We start from the raw sequence: 23923 nt of genomic DNA on the forward strand, positions 1-23923 counted from the left end.
CCAAAGTTCGACAGGTTCACCACGTAGCCGGCCGCCGGAATTGCGTTGGCTTCCTGACCGCCCACCCCGACAGCGGAAAGATCCACCCGCCCAGAATCACCACGGCGCACACCGCCAGCAGCGCCGGCCAGAGCCGCGCCAGCCGCTTGGCGTAGAAAACGCCCAGGCAAAGCCGCCCCGCGGCCCGGTACTCCTTCATGATCAGGAGGGTGATCACAAAGCCGCTGACCGTGAAGAACACGTCCACGCCGATCGATCCGCCGGGGACGACTTCCGTCACGGTATGGAAGAGGAAGACGCCAATGACGGCAATCGTTCGCAGCCCGTCGAGCGCGTGTTACGGCCGAAATGAGCCCATTCTCGGGCGCGAACGGACGTTCCTCTGAGGTCGGGGCTGCCCCCGTTTCGCTGAAAAGTCACTAAGCAAGCATAAATAACGTTTCCATAACCCCGCCAAGTCGAGACGGGACAAACGCCTCATAACCCGTCCGTTGTCTGGTAATCATCGGAAGCTTTAAGCTACTTCGCAATAGAAGGTGAGGAGACCCGTGATTCCCCTTGTGCGGTGCCACCAGTCGCCCCGCGCCGAGTATTACTATTCACCTCCATCCGCATCGCGGAAACTTTGGGCGGACCCCAAAGATATAAGACCAAGAGAACCGCTCCTAGGATGGATCCACCCTGATTGCCACCGCGTGCCGTAATGGGGCAAGGAACTCGACGTTCGAAACCCGAGCTAGGTTGGAAAATTGGCCGCACGACGACACATGAATGCCGGCAGCAACCCGACCGTTGACTCGGGGCGCGCGACCACGTCCACCTGCCGATACGGTCTCAACCACTTAGCCGCCTAACATCAGCACGCTGATCTGTGGTGCAATTTGAACCTCGAACGCAACTACTAGGTCATGGTCCACAAAAGAAGCGGGAGCCTGTTATTGTAACCAACGGCAGGGATCTTACGCGCGGAGCGGGCCGGTGTGAGGATGACGAAGGGTGTCCATCTATCCATCTCCCATCTTCCCTTCTGATAAGTCGGTTACGGAGCAAAGTAAGTGAGAAATAGATGAGTGTTACAATTGGCCTCCCCTACACCGATCAGTGCGGATATCTGGGACTTGCAATCCGCTCAGTTCTTGCGCAATCACATGCCGACTGGGAGCTCATATTAATGGGTGATGGCCCCGATCAAGAAACCCGAGAAATTGCGCACCAGTATACCGATTCAAGGATTCGATTTTATGAAAACGACACGCGAATCGGACTGGCCGCAACGCTGAATCAAATTAGCAAGCTTGCTCGATTTCCGCTAATTGCTCGGATGGATGGGGATGACATAATGCACCCTGACCGAATCGCCATTCAGAAAAATACATTTGACGAGATGCCCTTCCTAGATGTGCTCGGAACACATGCTTACCTCATTGACGGAGACTCGCAGTTGGCAGGCCTATATAAAGAACCGGCCCTCCCCGAGGTCGGCGCGGGCTATCTTCGCAGCAACGCGTTCACCCATCCGACTGTCATGGCAAAGAAGGAATGGTTCCTGGCCAACCCCTATGACGAGGACCTCCTGCGCGGCGAAGATAAAGAACTTTGGCTCCGCACCTGGGAGTATAGTAACTTTGCCAAGATACCGGACCGACTGATGTACTACAGACGACCCCGAGTGATTTCTGCTGCGAGGATGCAACGCGATGAAGCATATAATCGACTGATCGTCGATAAGTATTCAACCGGCGACAGTAAGCCGCTTTCGCGTTCGATACGCCTGGCCGGTTCGCAAATAAAGCAACAAGTACTAGGTGCAATCGGTAAACTCGGCTTGTCGCAGTTATTTTTCAGCACAAAATGGCTCAAAATCGACTCCACCGAATACTCAGCAGCGCAAAAAATTCTGGATCAGCTTATGAGCGAAAAGGTTCAGGTCCCAGTTGCGTCGCGTGCTATCGCAGCAACGGTCACATATGCGAACAGATATCCCTTGGTAGAGCGAACAGTAAAAGCCGCTTTTGCTGCTGGAGCGGCGCAAGTCATCGTGATCGATAACGGTTCCGAAGAACCGACACAAACTCGTCTTCAAGAGTTGGCCCTAAACGACGAGCGCGTCAACCTTGTGCGCTTGCAAGAAAACCTCGGGTCCGCTGAAGGATTTGCCAGCGCTATCCGGGCCTTCCTCCAGACGACAGAAGAAGACTACCTGTGGCTTCTCGACGATGACAACGAATGCGATCCTGGTGCTCTTGACAACTTGATGCAAGAGGAGATGACGCTCAGACACTCCAGTCCGCGCGGTCCAGTTGCTGTCTGCGCAGTGCGACCTAGCAGTCCGAGCCACGCCGCGGTGGCCAATGGCCTTCCTCCGGCTTGCATTTATCCACCCAAGGGTTCCTTCATGTACTTTGACCTTTGGCAGCGCGTGAGATCCAAGCTTCCAGCATCAATCTCCGATCTAGGGGGGCCTGCAGCACACATTATTGTGCCGTACGCTCCGTACGGAGGATTGTTCACATCTAGAAGGTCCCTCGAAATTGTTGGCCTGCCAAACACTGCACTAGGGCTCTATGAAGATGACACTGAATACACCGCTAGATTTGTCAGCATGGGTGGCAGAGTTGCACTTTGCCCGGGGGCGGTTGTGAATGACATCGATGCGAAATGGTCTGAGTCTAACGGCCATTCTGGACTAGCTGGACTTCTCCATGCGACGGAATCGAATCGCACATTTTTTGCGGTTCGCAACAGAGTAATTTTTGATAAGAATAACTGTGCCGGCGTTTTAGATAATGCAAGATTTAGGCTTAACTCATCAATATTTCATATTGCACTCTGGGGTATGGCGATTAGGCTGGGTAAGACTGCCCAAGCCCAACAGATTACGGCAGCAATTGCTGTTGGTGCAAAAGGAGACCTCACAAAAGCTTTTACGTGAGCTTGAATGGGCGTCGAGTAGGCCCTTACTTTGACAGGGTCTGCTTGGCATTTTCCTTGGTACATTAAACATGCGGGACGGGGTTCATGAAAATACTTGTAACGGGAGCTGCTGGCTACATCGGGTCCCACACGACTCTACTTTTACTTGAGGCAGGCCATGATGTGGTGGCACTGGACAACCTGGCGAACTCTAAGTACGAGTCTCTCCGACGGGTACAGGAGATTACTCAAAAGTCGATTAGTTTTCGTCAGATTGACTTGTTGGATGACTTTTCTCTCGATGAGATCTTTGCCCGTGAAAATTTTGATGCGGTATTACACTTCGCCGGATTAAAGGCGGTCGGAGAGTCCTTTGTTGAGCCCCTGCGTTACTACCAAAATAATGTTGCCGGAACGCTCAATCTAGTGCAGAGCATGGCAAAGCACGGGGTCTACAAACTCGTATTTAGCTCGTCCGCTACTGTCTATGGCGCCTCCGGAACTGTTCCCTTGGTTGAAAATTCGCCTATGGCAGCCGTCAATCCTTACGGCCGCACGAAAATACAGGTAGAAGAGATACTCGGTGACTTGAGCGCCGCCGACCCACGTTGGAGCATTGCTCTGCTCCGATACTTCAATCCTGCTGGGGCACATCCTTCAGGTCTCATTGGGGAAGACCCCGAAGGCGCCCCCAACAACCTTGTTCCGTTCGTGGCTCAGGTGGCAGTGGGCCAGCGCCCACGAGTCGTAGTTTTCGGAGCCGACTACGAAACCGACGACGGTACCGGCGTGCGAGACTACATACACGTCATGGACCTCGCGGAAGGACACATTGCCGCGCTTGGCCACCTAATGACAAGCACCGGAGCGTACCGCTGGAATTTGGGAACTGGACGGGGGGCGTCTGTGCTGGAAGTGATCGACGAGTTTAGCAAGGCAGCTGGCAAAACCATTGTCTACGAGATCGCTCCTCGGCGTCAGGGCGACGTGGCCGTAAGCTATGCCGACCCCTCAGCTGCGCGGGCCGATCTGGGATGGTCGGCAGAGAGAGACTTGAAGCAGATGTGCCAGGACCACTGGCGGTGGCAACGGACCAATCCCCAAGGTTATTAAAGAAGTCCAATATACTGATCGGACGCGCCGACCTAGGATTCTAGCAAAGAGGCGGGCGATTACCGTCCATAACATCATAATTCGGCAAAGGTCTTTGGCCAAAGTACCGACTCACAGGGCGTTCCCGTTAGATATCAAATCAGTAGCTCGAATGCAGATGTTTGTGTGAAACCGCGAACTTTTCGACCTTCCATCAAACGTATATCGACCTACGGTGACGACCACGGCCAAGCAGTAGTTGCGCTTATCTTGATAAATCCTTTATGAGGCCTTGAGATTCAAGTGTTGCCATTTCAAGTGCGCGTAGTTGAGATCGGCTACCGAGTACCATGCATCATCCCTCAAGCGGAAAATGCGCGTACCGACTACGGTGTTTGCTCAATAGGGATGAAGCTACCTTGACGTTATGGAATTCACAGAGCATGGCCCTGAAGGGGCTGACGAAAACCAGCCCGCCGCCACGGTCGAGAATGGTCACTCGGCCACCGATCAAATTAATAGGCGCAAAATACTAGGATTAGCGGCGGTTTCAACTGTCGGAGCAGGCGCAGCAGCTCTTCTCACCGCGGCACCAGCCCACGCTGCTGGTACCACAAATCCGGCTGCCTCAGTGGCTATGGCAGATACAGCGACGGTCACCTATCTGGTCGATAAGCGCATCACAAGTTCTCGACCTTACGGTGACACCTCACAGGCTACTGGTGGACGGTCCATCATCGGGGTTTTCAACAATGGCCAGACCCTTCTCGGTCAAAACTCTTACGGGTTGGCGCAGTCCGATAATGGAGGGGCAACGTGGTTTCCCCGCAACGTACCAACAGATGCGCCAGCATCGGGCTCAAAGGCCGGAAAGACCGCGATTGTGGCCTTCAAGGGCAACTACTACTTCCAGACACTGAAATCCTCTGACGGACGTCCAGGTATTTTTCGAGCCGCGCCAGTCGCTGGCATAGGTAACTTTAATTGGTCAGGCTCCCTACTGAATGGAGCGACAGGTTCGACAATATTCAGCACCGCTTTTGATGCCGACTCGCAATATATCTACTGGGGCGAATATGGGGATGCGGTCGGGGGGCCGTCCGTCTACCGATCGGCAGACGGTACCACCTGGCAACGCGTGCTTGGGCCAGGAGGCTTCGCTGCGCGCCACGTCCATGGCATCAGTGTAGACCCGTATAACCCCGGGCACGTCTATATGGCAGTTGGGGACGCTGACAGTGCCGGATACAATTACAGGTCCACTGACTACGGGGCTACGTGGGCAAAACTACCTGGCGAATTAGGCACGAGCCAAGCGTATCAATCTTGTCAGATCAGCTTCGATGAGGCGTCTGTTTGGTACGCGTCTGATACCACAGCTGGCATGTCAGTCCTCCGGGTCGACAAGGCGACCCTAACTCCTCGGTGGCATGCGCGACACAGCCACCGGCATACAGCTGTTCCAGGCGGCCTCGCCTCGCGTAAAGTGCGCGATCTGACCATGACGAGTGGCAGCCCCGTCGTCACCTCTGCCTCCGCCAGCTTCACGGCGGACGACGCGGGGAGTCGGCTGCGCACCTTGGGGCAGGACTTCATCCCGATTGATACGTACATCAAGTCCGTGGACTCTGGTACGCAAGTTACCCTTTTCAACAGCGCGAAACTCACAATTTCCGGCGTCTCCGCAATCTTTGGAGGTGAAGCATGGGGCGTAATGGCTTACTACGGCGCCATAGATCCCGCTACTGGCGTCTATTACTTCGTCTCCATTAATGGCGGTGCCGGTGGAAACGTGGACGGGTTGTTCGCCTGCTATCCTGACGGCACAACCGTTCTGCTGGACGTACTAACCACATCACCGGACAGTCGCATTTACATAGGCAGCAACCGCCTCTGGGTTCAAGGCTTTTCTCGACCATTACTCACCCTGTGATTGGACGCGATTGCCTTTAGTTCGGCGGGTCGAAGATACTTTAGTAGTCGCGAACGCTTAAGAAGGCCGAATTCTGGGTGTCCCTCGGTGTGCCAGTTCGCGTATCCGGCATTCGATCTGCGGGGAATGGGTTCGATGACTCGCCAATCTAAGTCGCTACTATCACTCCCTCTTGGCCGAGTGTCCATTCCCGTAGTCTGCCGGTGCCGCACTGCAGCACAGTGAGTTAAATGAGACCTTCAGCCCGGGCGCGCACTAGAGATGGGATCCGTACTTTGCAGACTCAACGAAACGCACCCCCAGAATCCTAGGGGCAACTTGGTGACGAACCGCACCGAGGTTTTGTTACGACCTTTCAAAGTCTAGCAATGGTCTAGTAGTGAGCCGGCATGGCGCGTGGCAACGTAATGAGTGTCCGCCTAAGAGTGCTGGCGGGCAAGGATGCCGTAAAGACGATTTGCTTTACCAGGGCTGCCCATAGCCTGCTGCCTCCTCATCGAAGTGACAGTAGTTTCTCGGGATAGAGCCGAACCTGGCAGTAACTGAGAACGGACGTCCATGACAGAGCACCCCGAACGGGGATGGCAGATCGGCCCCCTTGCCTATCGGTTGCGTCCCGCTAGTCGCGTCGCCAGATTACACCTGACCCTAATGGGCTACTTCCAGCAGGTATGATTGCTCCGAACGTGCGAACTTTTCTGCTCTGGAGGCGTCCCATTCGGGCCTCTTGCAATTACACCAGGGGGACCCCGGTATGGACCTACGCGATTACGCGCGCATATTACGGCGCAACTGGATACTTATACTTGTTCTAACGCTAATTGGATTGATGGCCGGTGGGGCTATGTCGGCGCTGATCCGACCAACTTACACCGCCACAACGCAACTTTTCGTTTCTATCCAGAACTCCGGCACGGTCGTGGAACTCCAACAGGGAAATACCTTCTCCCAAGCCAGGGTGCAGTCCTATGTGAAAACAGTAACTACGCCCGTTGTCCTGCAGCCCGCGATTGACGCCCTTGGGCTTGATGTCACGTCACAGGAACTGTCGAAGCGAGTGGTAGCAAGTACCGATCTTAATACGGTGTTGATTAACATCTCGGTATCGGACGCCTCTCCGGTCCGGGCGGCCGCCACCGCGCAGGCTGTCSGAGACAGCCTGATAAAAGCTATCGACAGTTTGGAAAAGCCAAAAACCGGTGGAACATCCCCGGTAGGGCTGTCCATAATCACACCGGCAGAAGCGCCCACCACTCCGTCAGCACCGAACACGAAACTCAACCTGCTTGCAGGTCTGGCCGCAGGAGTCGCGCTCGGGCTTTGCGCAGCTATTCTTCGGACTACGCATGATAGCCGCATACGAGGTGAGTCCGACCTGCGCCGAGTCACGGACGCCCCACTACTGGGCGGAATCGCTTTCGATCAGGACGCAGTCCGGAAGCCGCTTCTCACTCAGGCTGGACCCCAAAGTCCCCGAGCCGAATCATTTCGACAGCTACGAACAAACCTACAGTTTGCAAATGTAGCCGGAAGCGCAAAAACCGTGCTGGTAACCTCTTCTCTCCCGGGAGAGGGGAAAAGTACAACCGCGACCAACCTGGCCATTGCGCTGGCCCAAGCAGGCCAGACCGTGTGCCTCATCGACGCCGATTTGCGGCGACCGATGGTCAACGACTACTTGGGCCTCGAACGCGACGCTGGCCTGACAACTGCGTTGATTGGGGCCGCCGAAGTCAACGAACTACTGCAGCCTTGGGGTGAGGATCGCCTCTTCGTTCTGACTTCAGGCCGCATTCCCCCCAATCCCAGCGAAATGCTCGGATCAGACGAAATGAAATATTTGATTGAGCGGCTGGAGCAGGCATTCGATACCATCGTGATCGATGCGCCACCGCTGCTGCCCGTGACTGATGCGGCAGTGCTGTCTCAACACGTCGGAGGCGTTGTTATCGTCGTCGGATCACAAAAACTCAAGAATCACGACCTTGAAAAATCGATAAGTGCACTCAATATGGTAGGTGCTTCCATCTTGGGAATAGTCCTGAACCGGCTTCCCGTAAAAGGCCCCGACGCCTATGCGTACAGCTATTACAGCCACGAACCCAGCGCACACGACACCGAGCGAGATCCACACGCCGCTATGCGTAACGGCGCAAAGACATATATTGCACTTAACGAGGCGGATAAAAACTGGGACGACGAAAAGTCCCGTCCGGCCCGAAAATTTCCGTCAACACACTTATAGATGTACCTGTGTAAAAACACATGAATACGAAGTGAATCACCAATCAGACGGTACAGATTTAAGGGATCTCAGGATGAAAGTTGTAGTAACTGGAGCCGCCGGCTTCATCGGGGGCAACCTCTGTAGAGAATTACTCCTCAACAGTGATCTCGAGGTCGTTGGCATAGATAGTTTCACTGATTACTACGATCCGAAAATTAAGCGGCTCAACGTCGCATCTATGATTCATCCTCGCTTCACACTCCACGAAGTGGACCTCGGAGAGGCTGATCTTATGCCAATTCTTCGCGGGGCAACGGCCGTTTTCCACCAAGCAGGCCAACCTGGTGTTAGAAAATCCTGGGGACAGGATTTCTCTATCTACACCCGACACAACATAAGCGCGACGCAGCGACTCCTCGAAGCGGCAAAGAACACGCCAAGCCTTAAGTCATTCGTCTATGCCTCCTCCTCGTCGGTCTACGGAGATGCAGTAGAATTCCCGACTGATGAAATGGATCTTCCGGCTCCTGTAAGTCCCTACGGCGTCAGCAAATTAGCTGCGGAACACTTGGTCACTCTCTACGCCAAAAACTTCGATCTGCCGGCCGTTTCTCTTCGTTACTTCACGGTCTATGGCCCCGGGCAACGACCCGACATGGCCTTCAATAGATTCATAAGGGCTGGACTGAATGGGTCTGAATTATCGATCTTCGGTGATGGCGAGCAGATCCGCGAATTCACTCATGTCACTGACATTGTGGCGGCGAATCTGGCGGTTCTCCAGAGGACCCTTGTACCAGGTTCAGTCATAAATCTTTCCGGTGGAACGTCGATCACTGTCAATGGTGCCTTGCAAATTATTGAATCCATACTAGGACGAAACTTAAATATTCAGCACCGTAACAAGATCCCCGGCGATGTATTCAGAACGGGAGGAAGTACCACGCGGGCCAGAACTCTTCTAGGGTGGACTCCGAAGGTTGCCATTCGCGAAGGGCTCGAATCCCAAGTCGCTTGGATGCGCGGACTGTCGCATGGACTACTTCATTATTCAGAAAAGAAATGATGATGACGGCATGACTGCGGTTTCCATTGGACTTCCATTTACCGACCAAACTGATGAGCTTGCCTTAGCGATTCGTTCCGTCCTCAGCCAGACTCATTCTGAGTGGGAACTCCTTTTAGTTGGTGACGGTCCCACCGAGGCTGCGACATCGGTTGCTCGAACCTTTGATGACCCTCGAATACGCCTGATTCAGTACCGCTCGCGTTCCGGTCTAGGAGCCACTCTAAATCGCGTAGCGGGACTGGCTCAATTTCCCTTGCTGGCCCGAATGGACGGCGACGATATCATGCATCCGAACCGAATTGCTCGCCAGGCTCAAGAATTTGAAGAAAATAGCGATCTTGATGTCCTCGGCACAAATGCTTACATCATTGATGAGCAAAGCCGCCTTGTAGGAGCTTTTAGAGAACCCCCGCTGCCGAGTGACGGACAGGGCTTTCTGCGCAGCAATGCCTTCTCACATCCAACTATCATGGCGCGAACGTCCTGGTTTAGAAACAACCCTTATGACGAATCACTGCTCCGTGCACAAGACAAGGAACTTTGGCTGCGTACCTGGGCAAGCAGCACTTTTGCCAAGGTGCCCGATCGCTTGATGTACTATCGGGTTCCGCGTTTACTGTCCGCTAAGCGCTTGCAGCGAAATGAGGCATACAACCGTCAAATCCTCTTCAAATATGCCCGAAGTTTATCCTCCTCGAGGGACCTAGCGAAATATGTTTCAGTGTCGTACGGAAAACAATTGCTTTTTACGGCGGCTGGTTGCCAACATCTCGCGCGCTACCTCTACGACCGGAAAGTTGCGCCGATCAGTACCGCTGAACGAATCGAAGCCGAAACTTGGCTAAACCAAGTCAAGGCCAACGCCCAACGCCACCGCCCCTACTCCTAAACGTGAGTAACTAATGATCATAGCTTTACTCGCAGTGTCAGCCTCTTTACTGGTTATAGGCCACTTTGCTCGCATGCCTTGGCTAAACCCAGTAACAGCGCTTGTCGTGCCATGGACGACGGTAATGCTTATCGCGTCCATTCCCGGCGCCCTGAATCCGTCGTTAACCGATGAACTGTGGGCCATGGTTTTCGTAGGCTTTCTTGCCAGCGCCGCTGGCTCACTGATCGGATGGGTAGTGAGTTCCTCGCGTGTCACAGCCATGCGCCCGAAACCAGCCGTCCGTACACGCCGGGTACTAAAGATGCACCTAGGTCTCAGTGCTGCCTTGGGCGGCTACGGTGTGATGCAGGCAATCGATGCCTGGCCGGTCCTTCAACGACTTGGAGGAGTCCAAGCAATATTTTCCTCCTCCGCGGCACTGGGTAACGAATACAAGTACCAGTACGCCCAAGATCGTCTCGCCACGACAAATGCAGCTTTGGACGGTTCCTCGTTCATAACCGGAAGTCTCGGCTATCTCCTCTTCCTAGGTCACGTATCCCTCTTTACGGGAGCCATCCTCTGGAAGTCTGGCATGCGCGGCATCGCATCGATACCACTTATCCTTGCGGCAGCTTATAGCCTATTCAGTCTGCAGCGGACCTCATTTTTTATGTGTCTGCTTATCTTCGCGACAACGGCCCTATATGCCAAGTCAATTACACAACGACCCATCGGCACTGTGAGCCGTTTGTCATCTGGTGGCAGAAACCGGGGCCGCCTCGCCGCCCTCTTGATAGCTGGCGGCGTAATGATTCCTGTCTTGCTTTACCCAATCCAGCAGCGGAATAATGCAACGCACAACTCCACTGGCTTTGAATCTCTTGCCCAATATCTAATCTCGTCGCTAGCTGGCCTAAATCAGCGAATAAATACTGATTTTCGAATCGCAACTCCTCCGGCGGAAATAAGCGGTGCCGTAGCCCCGTCTGAGGGACTTGGGGCATATACATTCACGGGACTATATGGACTACTGAAGAGAAGCGGTCTAGATGTCCCAGTAGCCCCGCATTCGCTTGACTACTACTCGTCTGAGATCTTCGGGGTACCTTTTGCGACAAACACTGGCACATCCTATTTGGATTTCTATCTAGATTTCGGTTGGCCCGGTGTGATTTTCATGCCATTTTTACTTGGTTTTATCGCCTCGGTAGCCCTCCGAAAGTTTCTCTCGGGAAGCGTTGCGGCCCTGCCGGTTCTTGTCATATTAATTGTGTCGATCATCTGGTCGTTCTTCGTTAACGCCTTGCTGGGCGACTTCCGCTACCTTTATCTCACCATAATAGCGTCCGTCGCACTTCCTTGGATCCTATACGGCTCAAAGTCGCAGAGGATATTCTCCCACCAACAAGAATTAGCGAGCTTCAGGCGGTGAACGCTAGATTAAATTTCGGCGTTTTCAAATCCGGTGCGATGCGGATGCTTAGCTCGTATGCGGTGGGATTTGTAACTCAAGGCGTGTATTTTGTCCTGATCGCTAGAACCCTCCAGGCATCCGAGTTTGGTCTTTTTGCTGGAGCCATGGCTTTGGTTTCAGTCATGTCATGCTTAGTGGGAGCCGGCGCTGGGAATGTTCTCGTCCTTGAATCATCACGTGACCCATCGAAGTTGCAGGCGCAAATGGGTACCTCCATAGTGTATGTCCTACTTTCGGCGATTCCTTTTGCCTTAATCGCCGGGCTCATAGGCTTGTCGATCAGTCCATCCTTTTTTGCCGTGCTTCTGCCCTTGATAGTCTCAGAAGTTTTCACGCTGAGGTTGTTCGATCTTGCGCAGCAGGTATTTCAGGCGAAAGACCAACTTGGAAAGACCGCAATTTGCGGTATCCTTGCAGGCCTTATTCGCGTGCTTGTGGCCCTAGGTTTCGCATTATTTCCATTGCCCACCGCGGCCCAATGGTCTATTTATTACTCCGGAACGACGATCACCACAACCGCAATTGTTCTAATTTGGGCAGTAAGAACAGCCGGTCGCCCCGAATTTGTCAAGCACAGCCTTCAGCAAACTTGGAAAGTGGGCGTCTTCTTCAGCCTCGGTACAGCGTCCCGAACACTGTATTCGGACGCAGACAAGTTCATACTCTCGTCCTACGGCTTCCTGGCGGCGTCTGGATCATTTTCGGCGGCTTCGAAGATCCTAACGATGGCATCGGCACCGATTCAGGCTCTTGTCTATTCTCTTAATACCAAGCTCTTTCGTGCTGGCGTCGAGGGCTCAGCAGCCACATGGAACGTCGTCAAAAAGCCCCTTGTTCTTGTCCTAGGATACGGCACCCTAGTTGGCATCTTTCTCGCGTTTGCTTCGCCACTCGTTCCGATACTACTGGGGGCAAGCTATCAGGAGGCGAGCAGCTACTTATGGTGCCTCGCCCCTCTAGTCGTGCTAAATGGGATTCACTATTTATTCGGCGATGCCCTCATGGGATTAGGGCGTCAGGCAGCCAGAAGCATCGTGCAATTCGCTGCTGCGTGTCTTGCCGTCGTTGCCAATATAGTTTTAATACCGATTGTGGGCCCGGTATCCGTAATATATTCAGCCCTAGGGTGCTCGTTTGGACTAGCTGTCCTCATGTGCCTTATGTTTAGTGCGAATCATCGACGTGAAAAGCGGCCCAGACATTCGGCTCGCCGTCCTCTGGAAGAAAGTTTGAGCCGAAATGCTTGATCCTATTAGAATTTTGCATGTTTCCCAAGCAAGCAGCGGCGGCGTACTGAACGCGTTGGTCCAGCTGGCAAACTCGCAGTCTAGCAACGGAGCAGACGTGCACATACTGCTCGGACGCCGACAAGACACGCCCAGCCCCGAAGCCCTTCGAGGCCTCTTTGTCGACCGGGTCACCGTCTCGGAAGCGGCTGGTTCGGGAATGGGGCCAACGGCGGCCGTAGGGTTCTTCGTCGAGATAGTTCGGCTTATGCAAACGCTCCGGCCTACCTTCGTTCATCTGCATTCCTCCTTCGCAGGTGCGGTCGGTCGCTTGGCGGCGCTTTCAGTCAGACGCCAAGCATCGACGTTTTACAGCCCACACGGCTTTTCATTTTTGCGTCAGGACATCCCTTCTTGGAAGAGACGGCTTTTTGCTTTCATTGAAGCATGCCTACATAGAGTAGGAAGCGCGATGGTCCTCGTCTCTGACTCGGAGATGGAGGCTGCCAAGCGTCAAGTCTCTTCTAGACGGCTATACGTCCTGGAAAACGGGATTGATGTCAGCGCACTTCCCACTACCATAAGACAGACTCGGCGCCCACAGATAGGTACCGCCGGGCGCCTTACATATGCCAAGGCTCCCTGGAAATTCGCCGCCTTAGCCCGCTCCGTGGCGGAAACTGCCGACGTTCACTGGATCGGCGGGGGAAGCGCAACCGACCTGGATTCCTGGATATCTGACGCGCCGCTCGGCATAACCGGATGGCTCGACGAAGAGGAAGCGCTGCGACGGATTGCAAGCCTTGATGTGTATGTGTCGACGTCCTTGTGGGAGGGCCTGCCTATCGCGGTGCTACAAGCGCAAGCCTTGGGAATCCCCTGCGTGGTGTCAGACTGCATTGGCAATATAGATATCGTAAAACACGGCGTTACCGGATACATCGCAGAGAGCGACGCAGTGTTGGAGGGCTATGTCAGGGCGCTCATTGGCGACAGCTCTCTCCGACTCAGATTGGGTGAGAATGCGAGCAAAATGGCCAGGATTCGATTCGACAGTCGACTGCTTGGAACCAGTTCATTTGCTATATATTCTCAGTTTGTAGCAGCGCAGTAGGCCTTCTCCATGCTCCCACAGGATCTTCAGCGAAATATAGAATATAAGGATTTTCAGATTCATCGCGACGTACGCATACTGCTTACGTTCTGTATTATTAGATATCAAGCGGTTTGGTCTTTTCGGCTCTCCACAAAGGCTGGCTCAATCAACTCGGCACAAAGCCTGCCCAAGCAGATGAATCAGTTTTTGACGGGTGCGGACCTGTCTTGGAGAAGTAGGAAAGGGGAGAATCAGTTTTTGTTTCCTCGAGTGGGTGTTCTTGGCATTGGTGCGGGTGTCCAAATCGGTTCAGACTGCCACATTGGGTCACGGCGTCTATCTAGGCGCTGGTGCTCGGATAATTGGCCAAGTACACATAGACGATCCCGTCATTGTGGGAGCTAGCTCCGCAGTTCTTACCGATGCTTTGGCTGATAGGACGGTTGTCGGTGTTCCAGCCAAGACACTATTCAAGACGGCTACATAGCCGGTTATCATTCCGGCAGATACAAAGGTTTGGGGGTTCCCTTGAAAGCGGTTTCATGGCGGACAAAGTATGTCCGCCGTCTTCGGTTAACAGACGCTCTCGTCGTGGCCTGGGCCATCATTGGTGCATACGGCGTGAGATTTGGTTTTAACGAGGCTTCAGTTGATGGTCCCCAAGACATTGACTACATCACAATCTCCGCGATACTGGCTGGTAGTTGGTGGGTGATGCTGGGTTTCTGGGGTTCACGTGAGTCCCGGGTTCTCGGAGCGGGGTCCGAGGAATACAAGCGGGTAATTGCCGCCTCAGCCTGGTTATTTGGCCTAGTGGCAGTTTTCTCTTACGCCACCCGCGTTGACACTGCCCGAGGCTTCGTAGGCCTCGCATTCCCGGCTGGCGTACTCGGACTGTTGATAGCTCGATGGCTTATTCGTCAGCATCTAAGTATCGCTCGCCGGCAAGGCGAGAGTAGCTCGCGAGTATTGATCATCGGTAGTCACCATGCTGCCTCGCACTTGGTTCGGTCACTCCTCAGCGCGCCAGCGGCCGGATACCAGCCCGTGGCTGCGTATATACCGGGCGCGGCCGTCCATCCACCGATTGAGATCGGCGTCCCGATAGCCGGTGTTGATGCGGAGCTGGGATCGATGCTCGCCAAGATAAGAGATCTAGAGGTAGACGCAGTAGCGATTTCTGCTGGTGTCAATATTCACCCGCGAGATCTCAGACGACTTGGATGGGAGCTTGCAGCCAGAGACGTGGGAATGATCCTCGCACCCGCGTTGACTGACATCGCGGGACCGCGGATCCATACTCAGCCAGTGGCAGGCCTGCCGCTGATCCATGTTTCCACGCCGAAGCTGACCGGTGGCAAAAAGGTGGGTAAGAGGGCGTTCGACCTAGTGGCCGCGGGAATACTTGTCGCGTGCCTACTTCCCGTGTTTCTAGTTATAGCACTTTTAGTCAAGCTAACAAGCCCCGGTCCCATCTTCTATCGCCAAGAACGAATAGGGATTCGAGGGACATCTTTTTACATGCTCAAGTTCCGTTCAATGAGGGTGAATGCTGATGCTGAATTGGGTGCCCTACTCGCCGCTCAGGGCACAGCAGGTAAACCCTTATTCAAAGTAGAAAATGACCCTCGCATCACACTCGTCGGTGGTGTACTTCGAAAGTTCTCACTTGACGAGTTGCCGCAACTCTTCAATGTCCTGGGCGGTTCAATGAGCCTAGTCGGGCCAAGACCACAGCGAGAAGGTGAAGTTGCCCTTTACGATAATGACGCTCACAGAAGACTCTACGTAAGTCCTGGAATGAGTGGACTCTGGCAAGTAAGTGGAAGATCCAATCTTACTTGGGAAGAGAGCATCAGACTGGATCTATACTACGTTGAGAACTGGTCACTCATGGGTGACATCGTTATCTTGCTGAAGACCTTCAAAGCTGTGTTCGCCGGCACCGGTGCTGTCTAGTTGGATTTACTGTGACAGTTTTCAGGTTTACTGACTTCAATTTCTTCAGAACGGAAACATATTGTGCGTATATCAGTGATTGGCTGCGGTTACCTGGGCGCTGTCCATGCAACGTGCATGGCTAGACTCGGGCATGAGGTGGTCGGTATAGACGTTGATGAGCAGAAAATCGAAGGCCTTAGGAACGGCCGACCGCCATTCTACGAACCAGAGCTGGAGCAGCTACTAAACGACGGCGCCGTGACTGACAATTTAACGTTCACAACCGATATGGCGCTCGCTTCCGGCAGCGATGTTCATTTCGTTTGTGTTGGAACACCGCAGAAACAGGGTGAGAATGCCGCGGACATTACCCACGTAGACGCAGCGGTCGCTGCCTTACTGCCCTTCCTTGCCGCGGGAGACCTAGTCGTTGGTAAGTCGACAGTTCCCGTGGGTACAGCTGGCAGACTCTGCGCTTTGATTGCCCTTCAGCAGCCCGAAGCGCACGTAGTCTGGAATCCGGAGTTCCTCCGTGAGGGGCATGCCGTGGCCGATACGATACATCCTGACCGCTTTGTCTATGGAGTCAAAGACGGTTCTGAGGACCACCCGGCTGTCGCCATTCTCGATGAAGTTTATGCAGCTCCACTCGCGTCGGGTACACCCCGTCTCGTAACCGATCACGCAACCGCGGAACTGGTTAAGAGTGCCGCAAATTCGTTCCTGGCAACTAAAATTTCGTTTATCAATGCAATGGCCGAAGTCTGTGAAGCTGTGGGCGCGGACGTCACGCAACTCGCTGACGCCATCGGCATGGATGATCGGATCGGTCGAAAGTTCCTCAATGCCGGCATCGGCTTCGGCGGAGGCTGCCTACCCAAGGACATCCGCGCCTTTATGGCGCGTGCCGGTGAGCTCGGCGCCGATCAGGCATTGACGTTCCTCCGTGAAGTGGACGCTATCAACATGCGCCGCCGAACACGTGTGGTCGAGCTGGCACGCGACTTGTGCAACGGATCCCTGCTTGGAAAACGAGTAACGGTTCTGGGCGCGGCATTTAAGCCGGAAAGCGATGATGTTCGTGACTCACCTGCACTCAGCATTGCCGCACAGCTGCAATTGCAGGGTGCTGTCGTGACGGTGACCGATCCGAAGGCTCTGGCAAACGCAGCGCGCAGATTCCCTGAACTCCACTATGAGCCGGATACGTCGGCGGCCGTAGAGAGAGCGGATGCCTTGTTGCTACTCACTGAATGGCAGGAGTACCGCGAATTGGACCCCTACGCGTTGGTGGAATCTGTCTCTTCACCTCGCGTCCTGGATGGCCGCAATGTTTTGGACGCCGCCAAGTGGCGCGCAGCCGGCTGGGCCTACCGAGGCCTAGGGCGACCCTGACGATGGCCGACAAACGTGACGATGCCCGGTCCAAGGCACGCCTGACCTCGACATCTCGGCGAAAGGGCCTCCGCCGTCGGTTCCTGCTCTTTGGCGCGACGGCGGGATGCATGGTCCTTATTGGTGTGGCAAGTGCTGCCTGGCTAGGAAGCAAAGCTACGGAGATAAATTCCGAGCTCACGTCAGCGACGCACCTGATCCCCTCTCTCAAAGAAGAGCTAGCCAACGACAACGCCGCTGGGGCTGAGGCCACCGTTGATGAACTTCGCGCGCATACGTCCGCGGCGAAACAAGCAGCCGACGATCCGCTGTGGACTTTGGCATCCACGATTCCTGGCCTCGGGGCAAACTTCATCGCTGTGGCCGAAGTGGCCCGTTCCGCCGACGATGTGTCCAATCTGGGTCTCGCGCCGTTGGTTAAGGTTTACAGCTCCCTCAATTGGGAGACGCTGCTCCCCGGCAGCTCAGGCACTGATCTCAGGCCGCTCGAAGCAGCTTCCCCCCACATTTCTGCAGCAGCACACACAGTGCGGCTGTCAGCCGACAGACTGAGTCAGATCGACACCACGAACCTGGTCAGGCAGGTGGCGGACCCTTTGACTAGCGCGAGAGATCAATTGCAAGGCCTCACCGGTGCACTTGACGCAGCCGCTAACGCTTCGAGCATTGCGCCTGGGATGCTCGGCGCCCAGGCACCACGCAATTACCTGCTCATTGTCCAAAACAACGCGGAATCACGGGCCTCGGGCGGCATACCCGGCGCGCTGGCTGTCCTCACCCTCGACAACGGCAAGCTGACCCTTGGGACCCAAAGCAGTGCTGTAGACGTTGGCGTTATGGCACCAACCATTCCTGTGGACCCCGAACAGCAACAGATTTACTCCGCGCGTGTGGGAAAGTTCATGCAGGATGTCAATCTCACCCCCGACTTTCCGACAGCCGCCCGCACTGCCCAGGCCATGTGGGAGAAGAAATATGGTCAGCGCGTAGACGGAGTGGTTTCCATTGATCCGGTAGCACTGGGCCACATCCTGGATGCCATTGGACCTGTGAAAATTACCCACCCGGAGTTGATCGCTTTGGCCGGCCATGAGCTACCTACCGAGCTGTCTGGGAAGAATATCGTCAAGGTCCTGTTGTCGGATGTCTATGCCAAGATACCGAACCCCAAACTTCAGGATGCTTACTTCGCGGGTGTGGCACAGGAAACTTTTGCCGCCCTTTCCAATGGCAAAGGTGAAGCCAAAGGATTACTCAAGGGGCTTACCAAGGGAGTCGAAGAAGGCCGGGTTCTCGTCTGGTCTGGACTCCCCATGGAACAGTCCGTGATAGGCCTGTATCCACTAAGCGGATCGATAACCGGGCCGAGCGTCGACCCCGCACAGTTCGGCGTCTATTTCAACGATGACACGGGCGCCAAGATGGACTACTACGTCAAGCGCACTGTGCAACTTATTAAGGCATGTGCGAAGGACGGTTATGAGCAGACCACGGTGAGGGTCACCAGCACAAACACCGCCCCCTCCGACGCCGCATCCTCACTTCCGGCCTACGTCACGGGCGGGGGCGCTTTCGGAGTTGCACCTGGATCAGTTCACACCAACGTGATGGTCTACGGCCCTTCGCAGGCCACAGTTCAATCTGCCGCAGTGAACGGGAAGAAATCTTCCTTTGCGGCACAGCGGCACAGCAACCGACCTGTGGGTACATTGATGGTGAAGCTGGCTCCGGGCGAAAGCACCACAGTGGACTTCGCTTTCGGCAAAATAGTTCAGCATGCCGAACCTAACTTGGTTGTCACGCCGACCGTTCAAGATGTCAAAGACGTGATCCTGCCAGCGGAAATTCCGGAATGTGGGGAGCAGCCGTAGACAGTGCGTTAACACTAAGTAAACCGTCTTGATTCACATTGTTCTCGGTTCGTCGGACGTGGTAGTGTCTGTCTGGGATCAACACCCGGATTTTCGCAGAGGTCTCGTGCGAAGAGGAACTTCCTCAAATCGGGTACAACAAAACAAAACGTCTCCGGGGGGACACTCATGAAAAAAGCACTTGCGGCATTAGTACTCGCTGGTTCGATCGTTCTGGTGGGCACTGCGCCGGCCATTGCAGATCATCAGGGGGACGCCTACACAGGACATGGCGAAAATGAGCAGGGCAATGTAGACAACGGCGACGTTCAGGAAGGCGAGCAGTTCAACTTCTCGGGCGACGGTTTTGAACCGGGCGAGCAGGTAGACGTCCAGGTAGAGCAGATAAATGGACCCCAGGCAAACGGTGCCGGCTTCGCAAATGGCGCCAGCATGGGGGTCGCCACCAAGATTACCGTGCAACTCGCACCGCAGTCCTTTACCGCCACAGCGGATGCGAAGGGCCACTTTTCCATCCCGCTGACAATTAGCGAGGCTGGAACCTACCGACTCACCGCCACTGGTGTTAGAAGCGGTCACACAGTGACGGCCATCGTGACCGTCAAGGCTGCAAAGGTGAGCGCCGCTAGCACTTCGGTCAATGGGACTGGCGGTCTCGCTGAAACCGGGGCCGACGCCAGCCTGGCCCTCTGGGGTCTTGTTGGCGCCGGCGCGCTCGCAGCGGGTGCTGCATCGGTAGTTGTTGTTCGCCGCCGAGCGAAGGCTGACGCCACAGCTTAACGTCAACACCCACATCTATAAGAGGGTGGGTAGGCTCCGGTTTTCGGAGCCTACCCACCCTCTGCTTTTAAGGGAGCTCGTTGAAATACATCGGCAGTCACCGCTTCTGGCGTGCCATCTTGGCAGCCATGCTGGTTCTTCTGGGGCTGATTGCATTCTGGCCGAGTCCGGTTGATGCTCCGGTCCAAGGGCAGCTCGCGTCCGTCCTGGACTTCCTTCACGCCCACGGAATTCCGCTTTGGTTCAACTACCAATTCGTGGAGGCTTTCGCCAACGTTTTTCTTTTCGTCCCTCTCGGCGCAGTCGCCTCACTGGCATTTACCGAGAACCAGTGGTGGCAGATCGGGGCACTCGGTTTGTTGATATCCGGGCTGATGGAACTCGGCCAGCTGATGTTTCTTCACAACCGCTTTGCAAGCCTGTTGGATATTGTCACAAATACCGGAGGGGCTGTCATGGGCGCCCTGCTTGCCCGCAAAGCCCTCAAGCGACTACGGGCCCGCCGCTTGCCAGCGTTGGGCCCGTAGGGACGTCACAAAGGCAAGTGGACCTCAGCCCACGAAAGCCTTCAGCCACGTCTTCAGGTCCTCGCCGAACTCCACTCGCTCGGAGGCCAGGGTGATGACGGCCTTAAGGTAGCTAAGCTTGTCGCCTGTGTCGTAACGGCGCCCCTTAAAGACCACTCCGTAGACGCCAGCGCCTTCGCCCTCGCTTGCAGCCAGAGTCTGGAGGGCGTCAGTCAACTGGATTTCTCCGCCGCGCCCCGGTGCCGTGTTCTCCAGAACACCGAAAACTGATGGGTGCAATACATACCGACCGATGACAGCCAGGTTGGACGGTGCCTCGCCAACCGCCGGCTTCTCCACCAGGCTGTTGACCTGAACATAGTCTTCGCCATCGATGGCCGTGATGTCGGCGCAACCGTAGGCACTGATCTGCGAAGGATCCACCTCAATCAACGCGATCACAGAGCCGCCGGTCTTTTGCTGCACCTCCATCATGGTGGTGAGCAGGTCCTCAGCTTCATCGATCAGGTCATCGCCCAGCAACACTGCGAAGGGCTCCTCGCCCACATGTTGCTGCGCGCACAGCACCGCGTGACCAAGGCCCTTAGCCTCGCCTTGACGGACGTAGTGGATGGGCCCAAGATCCGACGCCTCCTGGACTGACGCGAGGCGCTGCTTGTCGCCCTTGAGCTCAAGCGTCCGCTCGAGCCCGGGTGCGCGGTCGAAGTGGTCTTCGAGGGCGCGCTTGCTGCGCCCGGTGATCATCAGAATGTCGTCAAGGCCTGCTTTGACGGCTTCCTCCACGACGTACTGGATCGCCGGCCGGTCAACTACCGGCAACATCTCCTTCGGCATTGCCTTGGTGGCGGGAAGGAAGCGGGTCCCCAGGCCGGCAGCAGGAATGACGGCCTTAGTGATAGATTTCCCCATAGTCATGAATGAACCTTACAAAATCGATGGCAGAAAATCGCAATTGGGTGCGTCAGTTACGAAGTGCAGGGGGTTCAGTCACCAGGGTTTCGAAGGAGTTCACCGTCGGAGAAACACCTCTTGTGAGGCGTTTAATACCGGGGTGACCTTAAGGTAGGCGCGAAGAGCTTCCCCCGCCTCCCGGGGAGTGAAACCTGTGGCCTTGATCTTGCCCAGCTCCAGCAGGCTGTTCAAAGGCCGCGGTGCAGCCGCTTTGCCCCTGAAGTACTCGGCCGTGCTTACTCCTGTGACGGAAGAGCTGTAGCCGCCCGAAAGCTCGTACACGTCTGCGGCGATGTCTGCCCAGGACTGCACGGGGCCGTCATTGGTGAGGTTATAAATGCCATAGGGCGCCCCGGATCTCAACAGATGGCCAATGCCGGCGGCGATGTCGGTCGTGAAGCTCAACCGGCCGATCTGGTCGTTGACGACGGACGGTTCGATCCCGCGGGCCGCCAAGGATGCCATGGTGCGGACAAAGTTGTTGCCGTCTCCAATGACCCAGCTGGTGCGCACAATGTAGTGTTTCGGAACGACGCTGACCGCTGCATCGCCAGCTGCTTTGGTCTGGCCGTAAACGCCCAGTGGTGTCAGCGGCTCGTCCTCTCCATGGGTCTTTTTCGAACCGTCAAAGACATAGTCCGACGACACCTGGACCAGTGTCAGATCATTGTCGACAGCGATCCGCGCCAGCCGCACCACGGCGGACACATTGACATTCCAGGCCGCAAGGCGGCCTTCCGGAGTTTCTGCGGTGTCGACGGCGGTGTAAGCCGCGGCATTGATGATTGTGGAATAGTTCTTCCAGTTGACCGTGGCGAGTGACTCGTCCGCGGTTAGGTCGATTTCTGCGCGGCCGGCGAACTCGACTGACGTGTCGCCGTCGTAATGGTCCCGCAGGGCCTTGCCGAGCTGGCCGTTGGCACCCAGGACGAGGATCTTCTTCGGCCGCATTGGCGCGACATCCTTTAGGCGAGGATGTGCCTTATCCTTGTCCGACAGTTCAGCCTGCTCAAGGGGGATGGGCCACTGGATGCCTGCCGTATCGTCGGCGAGGTTCAGGAAGGTGTACTGTCCCTGCGCATCGGCGGACCAGTGGTCGTTGACCAGGTAGGTGTAGGCGGTGTTGTCCTCGAGGGTCTGGAAGGCGTTGCCCACGCCGCGGGGAATGAAGATGGCCTGGCTCGGGTTCAGTTCGGCCGTGAAGACGGCACCGAAGGATGGTCCTTCGCGCAGATCCACCCAGGCACCGAAGATCTTGCCCGTGGCTACGGAAATGAATTTGTCCCACGGTTCGGCATGGATGCCGCGTGTGGTGCCGGCCTTTTCGTTAAATGAGATGTTGTTCTGCACCGGGTGGAAGTCTGGCAGCCCGAGTGCCACCATTTTCTCCCGCTGCCAGTTTTCCTTGAACCAGCCACGGTTGTCACCATGAACAGGCAGGTCATAGAGGACGACGCCGGGGATCGGAGTTTCGTGGGCGTGCAGTTTTTTGGCGAACTCGATCGACATCCGTTACTGGCCCTGTTCCTTGTACTTGGCTTCGGTCTGGGCCTTCTGCGGCCGCCACCAGTCCTCGTTCTCGCGGTACCAGGCTATGGTGTCCTCAATGCCGGCATCGAAGTTGGAGAACTTCGGTTCCCAGCCGAGCTCATCGCGGAGCTTGGCCGAATCAATGGCATACCGCAGGTCGTGGCCGGCCCGGTCCACAACATGGTCATAGGCATCGGGCGCCTGACCCATGTGCTTGAGAATGAGCTCCACGACGTCCTTGTTGTTCTTCTCGCCGTCGGCGCCGATCAGGTACGTTTCCCCGATGATGCCTTTGTCGATGATGGCGAGCACGGCCGAGGAGTGGTCGTTTGCGTGGATCCAGTCGCGGACGTTTTCTCCCTTGCCGTAGAGCTTGGGCCGGATCCCATCGATCACGTTGGTGATCTGGCGCGGGATGAATTTCTCCACGTGCTGGTACGGACCGTAGTTATTTGAGCAGTTGCTGATGGTGGCCTGCAGCCCGAACGACCGTACCCAGGCCCGCACGAGCAGGTCGGAGCCGGCCTTCGTGGACGAGTATGGGCTCGAGGGGTTGTACGGGGTGTTCTCGGTGAAGCGCTCCGGGTCATCGAGCTCCAGATCGCCGTAGACCTCGTCGGTGGAGATGTGGTGGAAACGCTTGTTGTGCTTCCGGGCCGCCTCGATCAACGTGTACGTGCCGATGATGTTCGTGTCCAGGAACGGGCGCGGGGCGTGCAGGGAGTTGTCGTTGTGCGACTCGGCAGCGTAATGGACCACGACATCACACTCAGCAACCAGACCGTCCACTAGACCGGCGTCCACAATGTCTCCCTCAACGAACGCAAAGCGCTCCTCCGGGAGGCCTTTCAGGGACTCGATGTTGCCTGCATAGGTGAGCTTGTCCAGCACCGTGACGTGATCGCCTGTGTTTTCAAGAACGTAGTGGACAAAATTCGAACCGATGAAGCCGGCACCACCGGTAACAAGAAGTCGCTGCATGACATTCATCGTTCCACAGCGACACGATTTGGTTGAATTTGTA

The 23923-nt window shown here is 55.6% G+C and carries 18 protein-coding genes; 14 read left to right on the top strand and 4 right to left on the bottom strand.

The window, feature by feature from the left end; all coding sequences use genetic code 11:
* Positions 1-16: 16 nt before the first annotated feature.
* Positions 17-280: an acyltransferase family protein gene (locus AB4Y73_RS01525; protein WP_441867662.1), complete on the bottom strand. Its 264-nt coding sequence runs from the start codon at positions 278-280 to the stop codon at positions 17-19.
* A 786-nt stretch (positions 281-1066) separates the two neighbouring features.
* Between AB4Y73_RS01525 and AB4Y73_RS01530 the strand changes: the two genes are divergently transcribed.
* The 14 genes from AB4Y73_RS01530 (at position 1067) to AB4Y73_RS01595 (ending at position 20418) form a co-directional block, all read left to right on the top strand.
* Positions 1067-2932, top strand: a complete 1866-nt coding sequence (locus AB4Y73_RS01530) for a glycosyltransferase (protein ID WP_441867664.1) — start codon at positions 1067-1069, stop codon at positions 2930-2932.
* 86 nt (positions 2933-3018) lie between these two features.
* On the top strand, positions 3019-4026 hold the full coding sequence (galE, locus tag AB4Y73_RS01535) for a UDP-glucose 4-epimerase GalE (RefSeq protein WP_441867666.1): 1008 nt from the start codon (positions 3019-3021) through the stop codon (positions 4024-4026).
* Between the two features lie 406 nt (positions 4027-4432).
* Positions 4433-5938, top strand: a complete 1506-nt coding sequence (locus AB4Y73_RS01540; RefSeq protein ID WP_441867668.1) for a WD40/YVTN/BNR-like repeat-containing protein — start codon at positions 4433-4435, stop codon at positions 5936-5938.
* 754 nt (positions 5939-6692) lie between these two features.
* A complete protein-coding gene (locus tag AB4Y73_RS01545) occupies positions 6693-8183 on the top strand; it encodes a polysaccharide biosynthesis tyrosine autokinase (RefSeq protein ID WP_441867670.1) in 1491 nt (496 codons plus the stop codon).
* A 73-nt stretch (positions 8184-8256) separates the two neighbouring features.
* Positions 8257-9231 (top strand): NAD-dependent epimerase/dehydratase family protein, encoded by a 975-nt coding sequence (locus AB4Y73_RS01550; protein ID WP_441867672.1) that lies wholly within the window; start codon positions 8257-8259, stop codon positions 9229-9231.
* Positions 9200-10123, top strand: coding sequence for a glycosyltransferase (locus tag AB4Y73_RS01555; RefSeq protein WP_441867674.1), 924 nt, complete (start codon positions 9200-9202; stop codon positions 10121-10123). The genes AB4Y73_RS01550 and AB4Y73_RS01555 overlap by 32 nt, the downstream gene beginning before the upstream one ends.
* Positions 10124-10196: 73 nt before the next feature.
* Positions 10197-11540 (top strand): O-antigen polymerase, encoded by a 1344-nt coding sequence (locus AB4Y73_RS01560; protein ID WP_441867676.1) that lies wholly within the window; start codon positions 10197-10199, stop codon positions 11538-11540.
* Positions 11468-12829: a lipopolysaccharide biosynthesis protein gene (locus tag AB4Y73_RS01565; protein WP_441867678.1), complete on the top strand. Its 1362-nt coding sequence runs from the start codon at positions 11468-11470 to the stop codon at positions 12827-12829. The genes AB4Y73_RS01560 and AB4Y73_RS01565 overlap by 73 nt, the downstream gene beginning before the upstream one ends.
* On the top strand, positions 12822-13922 hold the full coding sequence (locus AB4Y73_RS01570) for a glycosyltransferase (protein WP_441867680.1): 1101 nt from the start codon (positions 12822-12824) through the stop codon (positions 13920-13922). Before AB4Y73_RS01565 ends, AB4Y73_RS01570 begins: the two co-directional genes overlap by 8 nt.
* Before the next feature lie 510 nt (positions 13923-14432).
* Positions 14433-15863, top strand: coding sequence for a sugar transferase (locus AB4Y73_RS01575; protein WP_441867682.1), 1431 nt, complete (start codon positions 14433-14435; stop codon positions 15861-15863).
* 63 nt (positions 15864-15926) lie between these two features.
* Positions 15927-17240: a UDP-glucose dehydrogenase family protein gene (locus AB4Y73_RS01580; protein ID WP_441867684.1), complete on the top strand. Its 1314-nt coding sequence runs from the start codon at positions 15927-15929 to the stop codon at positions 17238-17240.
* A 2-nt stretch (positions 17241-17242) separates the two neighbouring features.
* Positions 17243-19111: a DUF4012 domain-containing protein gene (locus AB4Y73_RS01585; protein ID WP_441867686.1), complete on the top strand. Its 1869-nt coding sequence runs from the start codon at positions 17243-17245 to the stop codon at positions 19109-19111.
* 168 nt (positions 19112-19279) lie between these two features.
* On the top strand, positions 19280-19891 hold the full coding sequence (locus AB4Y73_RS01590) for an LPXTG cell wall anchor domain-containing protein (RefSeq protein ID WP_441867688.1): 612 nt from the start codon (positions 19280-19282) through the stop codon (positions 19889-19891).
* Positions 19892-19971: 80 nt separating this feature from the next.
* Positions 19972-20418 (top strand): VanZ family protein, encoded by a 447-nt coding sequence (locus tag AB4Y73_RS01595; protein ID WP_441867690.1) that lies wholly within the window; start codon positions 19972-19974, stop codon positions 20416-20418.
* A 24-nt stretch (positions 20419-20442) separates the two neighbouring features.
* On the opposite strand, the gene galU is transcribed toward AB4Y73_RS01595, so the two are convergent.
* The 3 genes from galU to rfbB form a co-directional block, all read right to left on the bottom strand.
* Positions 20443-21333: a UTP--glucose-1-phosphate uridylyltransferase GalU gene (gene galU, locus AB4Y73_RS01600; protein ID WP_441867692.1), complete on the bottom strand. Its 891-nt coding sequence runs from the start codon at positions 21331-21333 to the stop codon at positions 20443-20445.
* Between the two features lie 93 nt (positions 21334-21426).
* Positions 21427-22878: a sugar nucleotide-binding protein gene (locus AB4Y73_RS01605; protein WP_441867694.1), complete on the bottom strand. Its 1452-nt coding sequence runs from the start codon at positions 22876-22878 to the stop codon at positions 21427-21429.
* Positions 22879-22881: 3 nt separating this feature from the next.
* Positions 22882-23880 carry a dTDP-glucose 4,6-dehydratase gene (gene rfbB / locus AB4Y73_RS01610; protein WP_441867696.1) on the bottom strand — a complete coding sequence of 333 codons (999 nt, stop codon included), beginning with the start codon at positions 23878-23880 and terminating at the stop codon, positions 22882-22884.
* Between the last annotated feature and the right edge of the window lie 43 nt (positions 23881-23923).

This window comes from Pseudarthrobacter sp. TAF60_1, assembly GCF_052113505.1.
Classification (GTDB): domain Bacteria; phylum Actinomycetota; class Actinomycetes; order Actinomycetales; family Micrococcaceae; genus Arthrobacter.

Coding starts and splice junctions, on each gene's coding strand:
- AB4Y73_RS01585 (WP_441867686.1), top strand. CDS start 17,243: ATGGCCGACAAACGTGACGATGCCCGGTCCAAGGCACGCCTGACCTCG.
- AB4Y73_RS01540 (WP_441867668.1), top strand. CDS start 4,433: ATGGAATTCACAGAGCATGGCCCTGAAGGGGCTGACGAAAACCAGCCC.
- AB4Y73_RS01590 (WP_441867688.1), top strand. CDS start 19,280: ATGAAAAAAGCACTTGCGGCATTAGTACTCGCTGGTTCGATCGTTCTG.
- AB4Y73_RS01550 (WP_441867672.1), top strand. CDS start 8,257: ATGAAAGTTGTAGTAACTGGAGCCGCCGGCTTCATCGGGGGCAACCTC.
- AB4Y73_RS01570 (WP_441867680.1), top strand. CDS start 12,822: ATGCTTGATCCTATTAGAATTTTGCATGTTTCCCAAGCAAGCAGCGGC.
- galE (WP_441867666.1), top strand. CDS start 3,019: ATGAAAATACTTGTAACGGGAGCTGCTGGCTACATCGGGTCCCACACG.
- AB4Y73_RS01605 (WP_441867694.1), bottom strand. CDS start 22,878: ATGTCGATCGAGTTCGCCAAAAAACTGCACGCCCACGAAACTCCGATC.
- AB4Y73_RS01555 (WP_441867674.1), top strand. CDS start 9,200: ATGGACTACTTCATTATTCAGAAAAGAAATGATGATGACGGCATGACT.
- rfbB (WP_441867696.1), bottom strand. CDS start 23,880: ATGCAGCGACTTCTTGTTACCGGTGGTGCCGGCTTCATCGGTTCGAAT.
- galU (WP_441867692.1), bottom strand. CDS start 21,333: ATGACTATGGGGAAATCTATCACTAAGGCCGTCATTCCTGCTGCCGGC.
- AB4Y73_RS01530 (WP_441867664.1), top strand. CDS start 1,067: ATGAGTGTTACAATTGGCCTCCCCTACACCGATCAGTGCGGATATCTG.
- AB4Y73_RS01560 (WP_441867676.1), top strand. CDS start 10,197: ATGCCTTGGCTAAACCCAGTAACAGCGCTTGTCGTGCCATGGACGACG.